This window comes from Streptomyces sp. Da 82-17, assembly GCF_046098215.1.
GTDB lineage: Bacteria > Actinomycetota > Actinomycetes > Streptomycetales > Streptomycetaceae > Streptomyces.
On record NZ_JBJURH010000002.1, the window covers coordinates 477,256 to 489,179 of the forward strand.

12 protein-coding genes are annotated in these 11,924 nt (G+C 73.8%); 3 read left to right on the plus strand and 9 right to left on the minus strand.

What is annotated here, in order from left to right; translation table 11 throughout:
• Positions 1-25: 25 nt before the first annotated feature.
• From ACIDOF_RS05085 to ACIDOF_RS05120, 8 genes are all read right to left on the minus strand, one after another.
• Entirely contained in the window at positions 26-592 is a 567-nt protein-coding gene (locus tag ACIDOF_RS05085) for a GTP-binding protein (protein WP_409004425.1), read from the minus strand.
• Positions 573-1,004 (minus strand): DUF742 domain-containing protein, encoded by a 432-nt coding sequence (locus tag ACIDOF_RS05090; protein ID WP_409004426.1) that lies wholly within the window; start codon positions 1,002-1,004, stop codon positions 573-575. The genes ACIDOF_RS05085 and ACIDOF_RS05090 overlap by 20 nt, the downstream gene beginning before the upstream one ends.
• Positions 1,001-1,453, minus strand: a complete 453-nt coding sequence (locus ACIDOF_RS05095; protein ID WP_409004427.1) for a roadblock/LC7 domain-containing protein — start codon at positions 1,451-1,453, stop codon at positions 1,001-1,003. The genes ACIDOF_RS05090 and ACIDOF_RS05095 overlap by 4 nt, the downstream gene beginning before the upstream one ends.
• Positions 1,450-4,164 (minus strand): nitrate- and nitrite sensing domain-containing protein, encoded by a 2,715-nt coding sequence (locus ACIDOF_RS05100; protein WP_409004428.1) that lies wholly within the window; start codon positions 4,162-4,164, stop codon positions 1,450-1,452. Before ACIDOF_RS05100 ends, ACIDOF_RS05095 begins: the two co-directional genes overlap by 4 nt.
• Before the next feature lie 113 nt (positions 4,165-4,277).
• Complete coding sequence (locus ACIDOF_RS05105; RefSeq protein ID WP_409004429.1) at positions 4,278-5,060, minus strand: MHYT domain-containing protein; 783 nt, start codon at positions 5,058-5,060, stop codon at positions 4,278-4,280.
• 393 nt (positions 5,061-5,453) lie between these two features.
• On the minus strand, positions 5,454-6,461 hold the full coding sequence (locus ACIDOF_RS05110) for an asparaginase (RefSeq protein WP_409004430.1): 1,008 nt from the start codon (positions 6,459-6,461) through the stop codon (positions 5,454-5,456).
• Between the two features lie 157 nt (positions 6,462-6,618).
• Positions 6,619-7,599: a fibronectin type III domain-containing protein gene (locus tag ACIDOF_RS05115; protein ID WP_409004431.1), complete on the minus strand. Its 981-nt coding sequence runs from the start codon at positions 7,597-7,599 to the stop codon at positions 6,619-6,621.
• Between the two features lie 198 nt (positions 7,600-7,797).
• Complete coding sequence (locus ACIDOF_RS05120; RefSeq protein WP_409004432.1) at positions 7,798-8,085, minus strand: hypothetical protein; 288 nt, start codon at positions 8,083-8,085, stop codon at positions 7,798-7,800.
• Between the two features lie 173 nt (positions 8,086-8,258).
• On the opposite strand from ACIDOF_RS05120, the gene ACIDOF_RS05125 reads away from it, so the two are divergent.
• On the plus strand, positions 8,259-8,627 hold the full coding sequence (locus ACIDOF_RS05125) for an arsenate reductase family protein (protein ID WP_409004433.1): 369 nt from the start codon (positions 8,259-8,261) through the stop codon (positions 8,625-8,627).
• Positions 8,628-8,693: 66 nt separating this feature from the next.
• Here the strand turns inward: ACIDOF_RS05125 and ACIDOF_RS05130 are convergent, their stop codons facing one another.
• Complete coding sequence (locus tag ACIDOF_RS05130) at positions 8,694-9,632, minus strand: Gfo/Idh/MocA family protein (RefSeq protein ID WP_409004434.1); 939 nt, start codon at positions 9,630-9,632, stop codon at positions 8,694-8,696.
• Positions 9,633-9,815: 183 nt separating this feature from the next.
• Here ACIDOF_RS05130 and glnII point away from each other — a divergent pair, with 183 nt between their 5' ends.
• The gene (glnII, locus tag ACIDOF_RS05135; RefSeq protein ID WP_409004435.1) at positions 9,816-10,847 is read left to right on the plus strand and encodes a glutamine synthetase; all 1,032 of its coding nucleotides are present in this window, start codon (positions 9,816-9,818) and stop codon (positions 10,845-10,847) included.
• 443 nt (positions 10,848-11,290) lie between these two features.
• Complete coding sequence (locus ACIDOF_RS05140) at positions 11,291-11,923, plus strand: winged helix-turn-helix domain-containing protein (protein ID WP_409004436.1); 633 nt, start codon at positions 11,291-11,293, stop codon at positions 11,921-11,923.
• Position 11,924: the final 1 nt, after the last annotated feature.

The following is an 11,924-nucleotide window of genomic DNA, read 5'->3' on the forward strand; positions in this document are numbered from 1 at the left end:
GCCGTTTCCGGCAGGGCGGCCGCGGTCAGGGTTGGGCCAGGACGTGTTCGACCAGCGTGATCAGGACGTCCTTGCCGGACTCGCGGTCGCGTACGTCGCAGAGCAGGACGGGGGTCGCGGGGGCCAGGTCGAGGGCGGCGGCGATGGTTTCGGGGGTGTGGGTGCGTACGCCGTCGAAGCAGTTGACCGCGACGATGAACGGGATGTTCCGGCTCTCGAAGTAGTCGACCGCCGGGAAGGAGTCCGCGAGGCGGCGGGTGTCGGCGAGGACGACCGCGCCGAGGCAGCCGGTGGCCAGCTCGTCCCAGACGAACCAGAAGCGGTCCTGGCCCGGGGTGCCGAAGAGGTAGAGCGCCAGGTCCTCGCGGAGGGTGATGCGGCCGAAGTCCATCGCGACGGTCGTCGTGGTCTTGGTCGCCACGCCGTGCAGGTCGTCGACCGGGCGGGAGGCCTCGGTGAGCTGCTCCTCCGTGTTCAGCGGGCGGATCTCGCTCACCGACTCCACCAGCGTGGTCTTCCCGACGCCGAAGCCCCCGGCGATCAGAAGCTTCAGCGCGGTGAACGCGGCGCGGTCAGAGTGCTCGTAGGCCATGGATCACTTCTCGCAGGAGGTGGGCGTCGGGGCGGGTGCTGGTCTGCGGGGCGGCGTCGGGCGTCGTGACGGTGATCAGGCCGGCCGCGGTCAGGTCGCCGAGCAGGACGCGTACGACGCCGAGGGGCAGGCCCGAGTCCGAGGCCAGGTCGGCGACCGGGCGCGGGCCCGAGGTGCACAGGGCGAGGAGGTCGCGCTGCTCGGGCGGGAGCGGGGCGCGCGGCGCGGTCGCCTCGGGGCGGGCGCGGACGATCGCCATCAGGTCGACCCGCTCGGCGCCGTTCTCCGTGCGGGCCCGGCCGGCGGTCATCGCGTACAGGCGGACCAGGGGGCCGGCGTCGTCGTCGTAGCGGTCGGTCCAGGCGTCGGGGCGGCCGGGGTGAGGGGCCCGGCCGGGCTGGTCGGCCGTCATGGGGTGTCGCCGTCCGTGCGGGTGGGGACGCCGAGGTGCTCGCGTACGCGGTCCACGAGGAGGGCCATCTCGTAGGCCACCAGGCCGATGTCGGCGTGGCCGTCGGTGAAGACGGCGAGGCAGGAGCCGTCGCCCGCGGCGACCACGAAGAGGAAGCCGCCCTGCAGCTCGACCATCGTCTGCACGACGCCGCCCGCGTCGAAGTGCCGGCCCGCGCCCTTGGCGAGGGAGTGGAAGCCGGAGGCGATCGCGGAGAAGCGCTCCGACTCGTCGCGGCCCATGCCGGTCGAAGCGCCCACGCACAGGCCGTCGTTGGAGAGCATCACCGCGTGCCGGACCTCGGGGACGCGGCCGACCAGGTCGTCGAGGAGCCAGTCGACGCCGCCGCGGCCCTCACCGCCGGGTCCGTCGGCGCCGCCCAGGTTGGTGACGGTGTACGTCGGGGTCATCGGGGTCCTTGTCCTTCGTCGTGGGTCGGGGTGCGCGGGGCGCTGCCTGTGGTACGCGGGGTGCTCGGCGGGCTCGGGGGGTTCGGCGGGTTCGGCGGGCTCGGCGTGCCTTCGGCCGGGGCCGGGTGCGGGGCGGCCTCGCGGGCGGCGCGGGCGCGGTGCCGGCCGGAGCGGAGGGAGGCCATCGTGGCCCGTGCGGCCTCCGGGGAACGGCGGCCGGGCTGCTCGGCCCGCGACGCCGGTGCGTCGCCGTCGGGGCCGTCGGGGCCGGGTGCGCGCAGCTCGGGCGCCAGGTTGGCCTGGCGCACGCGCCGCGGGAGGCCGTCGTCGTGCGGGGGTGCGGGCACGGGTGGTGTCGGTCGAGGTGGCTGCCGCTGCTCTCGGCGGGAGGGCAGCGGGGCGCTCAGCTCGCGGGCGGGCTCGGGGGTGGGCTCCGGTCGGCGTTCCGAGGGCTGCGGCTGTCGGTCCGGGTGGGGCTGGACTCGGGGGTCCGGCTGGGGCTGCGCTTCCGCATGGGCCGGGGCTGCGGATGTGCGTGATGCCGGGGGCTGCTGGTCCAGCACCCGCTGGTGCTGTACGCGGCGGGAGGGCAGCGGGGCGCTCGGCTCGCGGGCGGGTTCGGGGGTGGGCTCCGGTCGGCGTTCCGGGGGCTGCGGCTGTCGGTCCGGGTGGGCCGGGGGTGCGGTCGGGTGGGCCGGGGCTGCGGGCGGGAGGGCCCGGGCGGTGGTTGGGCGGGGCTGGAGGGGTCGTACGGTCGACTGCTGGTCGCGGAGCGGGCGTTCGGTGTGCTCCGGGAGGGCGCGCAGGCCCGGGTGCGGGGCCTCCAGGATCTCCTTCGGCACGAAGACGGTGGCCGTGATGCCGCCGTAGACGGAGCGGCGCAGGGTGACGTCGACGTGCTGGCGCTCGGCGAGGCGGTTGACGACGAACAGGCCGAGCTGGCGGGAGTCGAGGAGGTCGACGTCCGCGGCGTGGATCTTCTCGTTGGCCGCGGCGAGGGCCTCGTCGCCCATGCCGAGCCCGCGGTCCTCGATCTCCAGGACCGCACCGGCGCCGACCTCCTCGCCGCGTACGACGACCGGGGTGTGCGGCGGCGAGAACTGGGCGGCGTTCTCGGTGAGTTCGGCGACGAGGTGGACGAGGTCGGCCACGGCGGAACCGGCGAGGTGCAGGTCCGGCAGGTCGTGCAGCTGGACGCGGTCGATGTCGGCGGTCTCGGCGATGCCCGCGCGTACGGCGTCGATCAGCGGGACCGGGTTGCGCCAGGCGCGGCCGGGGGCGGAGCCGGAGAGGATCAGCAGGGACTCGGCGTGCCGGCGCATGCGGGTCGTGAGGTGGTCGAGGCGGAAGAGGTCCTCCAGGTCGGTGGGGTTCTCGGTGCGGCGCTCCATCGTGTCGAGGAGTTCCAGCTGGCGGTGGAGGAGCACCTGGCTGCGCCGGGCGAGGCTCACGTACACGCCGGAGACTCCGGTGAGGACGGCGGCGCGGCCCGCGACGGCGCGCAGGGCGGCGCGCTGCACGGTGGTGAGGGCCGCGCCGACCTGGCCGATCTCGTCGCGTACGGGGGTGGGGTCGAGCGGGGCCTCGGTGTCGAGGTCGATGTCCTCGCCGTTGTGGATGCGGCGCATCGCGGTGGGCAGCCGGGTCGCGGCGAGTTCGAGCGCGCGGTTGCGGAGGCCGGTGAGGTCGGCGACCAGGCCGCGGCCGATGCGTACGGAGAGGATCAGGGCGAGCACCACGCCGAGCAGGCCGAGGATCACGGCGAGGCCCGAACTGCCGAGCGTGGCGAGGGAGTACGGCTCGGCGGACGCGGCCGGGTCGGCGCTCGCGCGTTCGGCGCGGTCGAGCCCGGCGAGGGTGTCGACGGCCGCGGTCTCCCAGGTGTCGGCGGGTACGGCGTCGGCGGCCTTGGCGGGGCCCGCGGCGAGCACCTTGTCCTGGGCGGTGCGCAGGTCGGCGGCCGGGGCGGAGTCGAGGACCTCGCGGTAGGCGTGGGCGTCGCTCGGGGCGAGGTCGGCGGCGGCGCTGCCGGTGAGGCTGCGCTGGAGTGCGACGTCGCCGACGAAGGTGCGGTACTGCTCGGCGGTCATGGTGCCGTCGGCCTGCGCGGCCCCGTACACCGCGTCCTGGCGGCTCAACGCCTCGCGGGCGCGGGCGAGTTCGAGGACGGCGCGGGTGCCGGGGGCGGAGCCGGTGCGGTCGGCGCGGACGAGCGCGGAGCGGACGGCGAAGCCGTGGTCGACGGCGGTGCTGTAGCGGGCGAGCGCGGCGGCCGGGGTGTCGGCCTGCCGTCCGGCGACCGTGTCGGCGCTGTGCAGCAGCCGCTGGATGCGGTCGGGCAGGGCCGCGTTGATCGCGGCGACGTCGGTGCTGCTCGACCGCACGCCCGCGCGCAGGGCCGCGGCGGCCTTGTCCGTACGGGACTCGGCGGCGGTGTACGCGTCGTGGGCGGCGGGGCCGGGGGCCGCGAACTGGTGGAGGGCGGCGGCCCGTTCGTCCTGGACGGCGCGGGTGAAGTCCGAGACGGGCTGCACCAGCGCCGAGTTGACCTGCTTCAGCTGCTCGGCGGCCGACACCTGGGTGGCGGTGGTGACCGCGGCGTGGCCCCACAGCGCCATCAGGGAGACGACCGGCACGGTGAGCAGGGTGACGACCTTGGCCCTGATCGATCTGGGGCGCAGCCGTTCGGGCAGCGGTAGGCGTACGGACATGACGGGGTGGCTCCTCGGCGGCACTCGGCAGTGCGGGAGTTGAGCGGGCGAGGGGACGGCTCGGCCCTGGGGTTACGGGTTCGGGGTCGTACGGACCGCGCGGTGGGGTCGGCTCAGGTCGCCGGGAGTTCCACCTCGTGCAGCGGGCGGGCGGCGGCCGCGTTCTCGGCGCTCTCCCGCGCGGTCGGCGACAGTGCGACGAAGGCGCAGGTCAGGAAGAGGAACGAGCCGAGCACGACGGCCATCGGCAGGATGAACGCGGGTGCGCTGGCCCCGCCGAGCGGCTCGGTGCTCGCGGTCACGGAGACGGACACGGCGGCCATGCCGGTGTAGTGCATGCTGCTCACCGCGAGCCCCATGACGAGCGCGGCGACGGCCGCGGCGACCGGTCCGCGTACGGCCAGCGCGGCCCACAGGGCGGCGGACGCGGCGACGACGGCGATGACCACGGAGGCCGCGACCAGCGTCGGGTCGTACGCGATGCTGCCGTTGAGCTCCACCGCGGACATGCCGATGTAGTGCATCGCCGCGACGCCGAGGCCGGTACCCAGACCGCCGAGGAGGACGGCACGGGCGCGGGACCCGCCGTACCCGGCGATGAAGACGCCCGCGCCGACGACAGCGATGGCCACGGCGAGGCTCAGCAGGGTGAGCGGGATGTCGTAGCGGATCGCGGTGCCCTCGACCTTGTAGCCGAGCATCGCGATGAAGTGCATCGTCCAGATGCCGGCGCCGATCGCGGCGGACGCGGTGATGAGCCAGTTCCTTCTGGCCCTGCCCCCCGCCGCCAGGGCGCGCACGGTGCAGCGCAGTCCGAGCGCTGCGCCCACCACGGCCATGACGTACGACAGGACTGGAGTGATCCAGCCACCGTCCATGTGCTGCATGTGACCCACGGATTTCCTCTCGCACTGTGCGGTCGGCCCCCCGGTCGGACGGGACGCTAACACGCAGTGGATCTCCGTTCGGGGGCCGCGAGAACCGGGGAAATTCGGGGGTTACCGGGGGTTCGACTGCGAGTTCAAGGGGCTTGCGGCGCACGGCGGACGACCGGGCGTGCGCGGCCGGTGCGACTCTTGTCACGCCGCACCTCAGGGCCCTTCGGACATTCGGGGCCGGGCACGATAAGGACCTTTCGGACACTCGTGGGGAGGTTGTGGAGGCGCTCCGTAGGTTTTCGGCCAGGCGCCTTCACGCGTGCTTCGCCGCCTACGGCATCCGGGCACGTTCCCTTCACGCGTGGCGGGCGCATTCCTGGCGGGCACGCGTGGCGGGCGCCTCCTTCGGGGTCACGCGTGGCGGGCGAATTCCTCCGCGATGTCCTTCGTCGTCGCGCCCTCCGTCGTCAGCAGCAGTCGGAGCAGCACCCGGGCCTTGTACGGGTCGAGGAGGCCGGCGTTGATGAGGCCGCGGCGTTGCAGGTCGGTCTCCGAGCCCCGGGCGCCGTAGGTGTGCCGCAGCACGGATCCGCCGCCGGTGCGCGAGGCGAGGACGACCGGCATGCGTTCGGCCAGTCCGCCCAGTACGGGCGCGAGTTCGCCGGGCACATGGCCGACGCCGAAGCCCGCGACGACCAGGCCCCGCACACCGTCTCCGTCGCCGAGGCGGGTGAGCGCGTGCCCGTCGTCGTCGAGGGTGACGGTGTGCAGCGCGACGCGGGCGGGTGCGCCCGGGCCGGGGGTGAGCGGGGTGCAGCGGGGCGGGCGGGTGAGGACGCGGGGCACGCCTTCGATGACGTGGCCGAGGGGGCCGGTGTCGGGGGACGTGAACGCGGCCGTGCTGGTGGCGTGTGCCTTGCGGACCGAACGGGCCGCGTGGATCTCGTCGTTGAGCACGACCAGCGCGCCCAGGTCGCGGGCCTCGTCGGCGGCGGCGACGCGGGCGGCGGCAAGGAGGTTGGCCGGTCCGTCGGGCCCGGCGAGGGTCGGGTTGCGCATGGCACCGGTGAGGACGAACGGCTCGGGGTGGGGCCACACCAGGTCGACGAGGAAGGCGCTCTCCTCCAGGGTGTCGGTGCCCTGGGTGACGACGACCCCGCGCGCGCCCGCGCGTACCGCCCGCGAGGCCTGCTCGACCAGGTCGAGGAGTTGACGGAAGGTGAGGTCGGCGCTGGGCACGGCCCGGGTGTCGTGGACGTCGAGCGGGATGTCGAGCCCGGGGACGGCCGCGGTGAGGTCGGCGCCGGTGAGCCGGGCGACGACGGTGCCGCCCGGCTGGTCGGCCCCGGGTCCGCTCTGCTCCGTTCCGGCGCCCGCCATCGCGATGGTCCCGCCGAGGGTGAACAGGGCTACGGTCACGGGGAGTTCCCTTCGCGAGTGTGCGCGCACCGGCGCTTTCGAGGGGCCGAGGCTACCGCCGGGGCGGGCCCGGGAAGTGGGGCGGAGGTCGGATCGGGCAGGCCGGGCAGGTCAGTCAGGCCGGGCAGGCCGGGCGGGCGGGGCGGGCGGGGCGGCCTCAGCCGGTCGTCACCGTCCGCTCCGCGGAGAACGCGCCCCAGTTTCCGTCGGGCAGCTTGGCGCGCAGCTTCACGCGGTACGTCTTTCCCGCCTCGCGGGTGATGAAGAAGCTGTGCTCGGCCCGGCCTTCGGGGGCCTTCGCTCCCCACATCAGCGTGGTGGCCGGTCTGCCGTTGAGGTGGATCTGGTACTCGCTGACGTCTCCCCCGGTGTCGGGCGGGTTCCACGACAGGTCGAGGTGGTGGGCGCCGTCGTCGGCATGGGTGCCGACGCGGAACCCGGTGGGCGCGGTGTCCGCCGAGGCGTCGTCCGTGCCGTCGGACGCCCCGGCCGTGGTGAGGCCGACGGCTTCGCCCGCGCGGGAGCTGTTGTCGGCGGCGTCCCTGGCCTTGACGGTGAAGGTGTAGTCGGTGCCGGGCCGAAGTCCCGTGACCAGGGCGGCGGTCGAGTCCCCGTCGACGCTGTGGATCCTCGAACCGCGCTGGTAGATGTCGTACGCGGTGACCTCCTCGTTGTCGGTGGCGGCGCGCCAGGAGAGGGTGGCCGCGCGGGGGCCGGAGGCGCGGGCGCGCAGCCGGGTGGGGGCGGTGGGCGGTTCGTCGTCGGTGGCGGTGTGCTTGCGGGTGGTGACCTGCACGGGCCGGCTCAGCGGCGAGGCGGCGCCGCCCTCGGCCTTGGCGCGGACGGTGAACTCGTAGGTGGATTCGGGTTTCAGGCCGGTGATGTCGACCATGAGGCGGTCGGCGGACACGGTCTTGACGCGGGTCTTGCCGCGGTAGATCTCGTACGCCGTGATGTCGCCCGTGGCGGCCTTGTTCCACATCACGTGGACCGAGGTCGCGCTGGACGCCTGGGCGGTGAGGCCGCGCGGCGCGACCGGCTCCGGCTCGGCCGCCCTGGTGTCGCCCGCGCAGCCGGTCAACGGCAGGCAGAGGGCGGCGGCCAGGGCGGCGGGGGCGATGAGGTGGGTGCGTCGCACGGTGCGGCCTTCCGCTCGACGGCGCGCGGTGCGCACCGTACCGACGGCATTGGTCTGGACATGTTCGCCACAGGGCCGCGCTCACTTCAAGAGGGCGTACGCGAGCGGGAGTTGACCGTTCGCGTCACGCGTGGAAGAGGGAGGCGGGGCGGCGACGCGCACGCACCGCGCCCCGCACTCCCCGTCACCGGCCTGGCGTCAGCGGCTGTACCGCATCAGCGCGCGGACCATGTGGCAGGTGATGTCCGAAGGCGGGCGCACCCCGACGAGCTCGGCCGTGGCGCGTATCTTGCGGTTGTTCGCCTGCTCCGCGCGGAGCGTGCCCGAGTCGAGCAGGGCGATGGCGAGGCGCATGGCCTTCAGACGGCGGTTGTGCATGATGTACCACTCCCGGGGGCGGCCCGCGGGGAGCGGCTCCTTCAGCAGCGGCTTGTACGGAAGGTCGATCGGCAACGGCTTCTGGACGGCGGACAGGACAGCGGCCATGAACATCCTCCTGGGGTGGTCGGGGGTGCGCACACCGCTTCCACGGCAGTGCGCGACCCTTCTCGAACACTGCTTCTATTCTATGGCCCACCACTGACAATCGCCCCTGGCCACAAGGGCGTTGAGGCCTCGACTCGACCCCTCGTAGCGGAGTGCTGGCTTACGCTTGCGGCATGGAGATCTGGATCAACCCGGCCTGCTCGAAGTGCCGCAGCGCGCAGCAGCTGCTCGACGAGGCAGGCGCGACGTACACGGTGCGCCGCTATCTGGAGGACGTGCCGAGCGAGGACGAGATCCGCGCCGTCCTGGACCGGCTCGGACTCGAACCGTGGGACATCACCCGCACCCAGGAGGCGGCCGCCAAGGAGCTGAACCTCAAGGACCGCGAGGAGTGGCCGCGCGAGCCCGCCGCCCGCGACCGCTGGATCGCCGCGCTCGCCGCGCACCCGAAGCTGATCCAGCGCCCGATCATCACGGCGGACGACGGCACGGCGGTCGTGGCCCGCACGGAAGAGGCGGTCCGGGACGCGCTCGGCCGCTGAGCGGGCCGTGCCCGGCGGGGCTCCGGCCGACCGCCGGCGCAGCGCGCGTTCTGCATCGGCCGGTGGTCAGCGCAGGGCGCGTTCCGCCTCCGCCAGGATCTCCGTCACGCGCAGCCCGAACCGCACGTCGCAGGCGTGCGGTTCGCCGGTTCGCGCCGAGGTGAGCAGCGCGTCGACGGCCCGGGCGTACGCGTCGAGCGGCCCATCGCCCCACACCTCGGGCAGGGTCGCGACGCCGGACCTGCCGCGCAGCTCGACCGTCACGCCGCCCGCCTTCTCCGGCGCCGTCAGGCTGAGCGTGGCCACGGAGGAGGCGCCCGAGTCGTGCCGGAGCAGCAGATGCGTGGTGTCCTCCGGGCCGCGCGCCGCCGTCACCTCCGTCACGTCGCCGAGCGCGGGCACGAGCAGCGACAGGGCGTGCGGCCCCACGTCCCACAGCGCGCCCTTCTCCTGCCGCCACGGCGAGGCGGCGTACGGGGTCTTCGTGTCCGGCGCGTAGATGCTGCCGAGCCACTCGGCGCGGCCGGTGAACCAGCCGTCCACGGTGGCCTGTTCGGCGAGCCAGGGGGCGCTGGCCGCCGAGAAGCGCAGCGTGAAGAAGACGACGGAGGTGACACCGGAGTCCGAGACGGCGTCGGCCAGCACACGCGCGGTGTCGGTTTTCGTCGCGACGGGCTTGTCGAGCAGCAGGTGCCGGCCGGCGCCTGCCGCCCGTACCGCGATGTCCGCCTGCACGTCCGGCGGCAGGGCGAAGGCGACCGCGTCGACGTCGGCGATCAGGTCGTCCGCCCGCGTGTACGCGCGCGTGCCGAGCTCCGTCGCGAGCGCGCCCGCCGCCTCGGGCCTGCGCCCCCACACTCCCGCCAGCTCGACCCCGGGGTGCGCGGCGAGCGCCGGGCCGTGCACACGCGCGGCCCACGGTCCGGTGCCGAACAGGCCTACGCGCAGCGGCGCCTCGGGGGTCTCGTCGGCGTGGCTCTCAGGGGTGATCGGTGCTGTCGCCATGGGGCACAGTCAACCGCGTATACAGCGCACCTGACCACCGAAGCCGGGGAGCGGGCCGCGTTACACGGGGTTCACAGACGGGCAACGGCCGGGAAATCGCGGGTTGCGAGGCTGCGGTACAGCGCGACAGCACCGCCGCGACCCGCCCGCACCGCACGCACAGCCCGCAAAGGATGGCGCCCCGTGACCTTCAAGGCCGAATACATCTGGATCGACGGCACCCAGCCGACGGCGAAGCTGCGCTCCAAGACCAAGATCATGCCCGGTTCGCCGGCCGGTCTCGCCGAGCTGCCGATCTGGGGCTTCGACGGCTCCAGCACCAACCAGGCCGAGGGCCACGCCTCCGACCGCGTGCTCAAGCCGGTCTTCACCTGCCCGGACCCGATCCGCGGCGGCGACGACGTACTCGTCCTGTGCGAGGTCCTCAACACGGACATGACCCCGCACGTCTCCAACACCCGCGCCGCGCTGCGCGAGGTCGCCGAGAAGTTCGCCGGCCAGGAGTCGATCTTCGGCATCGAGCAGGAGTACACGTTCTTCGAGGGCGACCGTCCGCTCGGCTTCCCCGTCGGCGGCTTCCCGGCCCCGCAGGGCGGCTACTACTGCGGTGTCGGCGCGGACGAGATCCACGGCCGTGACGTCGTCGAGGCGCACCTGGACAACTGCCTCAAGGCGGGCCTCGGCATCTCCGGCATCAACGCCGAGGTCATGCCCGGCCAGTGGGAGTTCCAGGTCGGCCCGCTGTCCCCGCTGGAGGTCTCCGACCAGCTGTGGGTGGCGCGTTGGCTGCTCTACCGCACCGCCGAGGACTTCAACGTGTCCGCGACCCTCGACCCGAAGCCGGTCAAGGGCGACTGGAACGGCGCCGGCGCGCACACCAACTTCTCCACGAAGGCGATGCGCGAGGGCTACGACGCGATCATCACCGCCTGCGAGGCGCTCGGCGAGGGCTCGAAGCCCCTCGACCACGTCAAGAACTACGGCGCCGGCATCGACGACCGTCTGACCGGCCTGCACGAGACCGCCCCGTGGGACAAGTACAGCTACGGCGTCTCCGACCGCGGCGCCTCCGTCCGCATCCCGTGGCAGGTCGAGCAGGACGGCAAGGGCTACATCGAGGACCGCCGCCCGAACGCGAACGTCGACCCGTACGTGGTGACCCGGCTGATCGTGGACACCTGCTGCTCGGCGCTGGAGAAGGCCGGCCAGGTCTGAGCCGTACGCGACTGTTGCGGTTTTCGGGAGCGCCCACCGGGGTTCGGTGGGCGCTCCTGTCGTGTGTTCCTGTGGGCGTTTTCACTGTCTGCCTCGGTGGCTGTTTTCGCCGTCTGCCTCGGTGGGCGTTTTCGGCATCCGGCGCGGTGGGCGTTTTCGCCGTCTGCCCCTGTGGCCGTTTTCGCCGTCTGCCTCGGTGGGCGTTTTCGCCGTCTGCTTCAATGGGACACATGGCCAGCTTCCAGAACTCCGCGCCGGGTCGCCACGACCTCGAGCCGTTCTGGCCGTCCCGTCAGCACCACGACTTCGACCGGGTCTGTTGCCGCGCGCTGAACGCGCCGGCCCGCTAACGCCGTTCACTTCTTCTGAGTGCGGCTTTTGGTCGGCGCGCCACTGAGCACGTTTTCCCCGAACGCCTCTCGCGCGAATCGAGCTGACCTCTCATGACGAGTCCCCAGAGCGCCTCTTCCGTTCCCTCCTCCCCGTCCGCCCCTGCTCCCGCCCCGCTCCGGCGCCACCATCTGCGCGCCATCGGCCGCGACGAGATGGTCGACGTGGCCGAGTTCCTGCCGCCCGGCGCCACATGGCTGCCCGCGCCGCAGCACGCCGTTCCCAGCCTTCCCGGGCACCCCCCGATGGTCGGCTACCTGGTCCTGGTCCCGGCCGACCAGCAGGCCGCGCCGGGACGGCCCGAAGCGCCGGCCTCTCCGGCCCAACCGGTCCAGTCGGCTCAGCCGGTCCAGTCGGCTCAGCCGGTCCAGTCGCCTCCGCCGGCTGCGTCGGCTCCGCTGGTGCGGGTCGACGCCGTGCAGCGCACCGCCGCGGTCGACGGCCGCGAACTCGACCTCACCTACCTGGAGTTCGAGCTCCTCGCCCACCTGGTCGCCCACCCGCACCGGGTCCACTCCCGCGACCAGCTGGTCACCACGGTGTGGGGGTACGGGCACGTCGGCGACGGCCGGACCGTCGACGCCCACATCGCCCGCCTCCGCCGCAAGCTGGGCGCCGAGCACCGCCAGGTCATCCAGACGGTCCGCCGGGTGGGGTACAAGTACGCGCCGCCGACCGGCCGTTGAC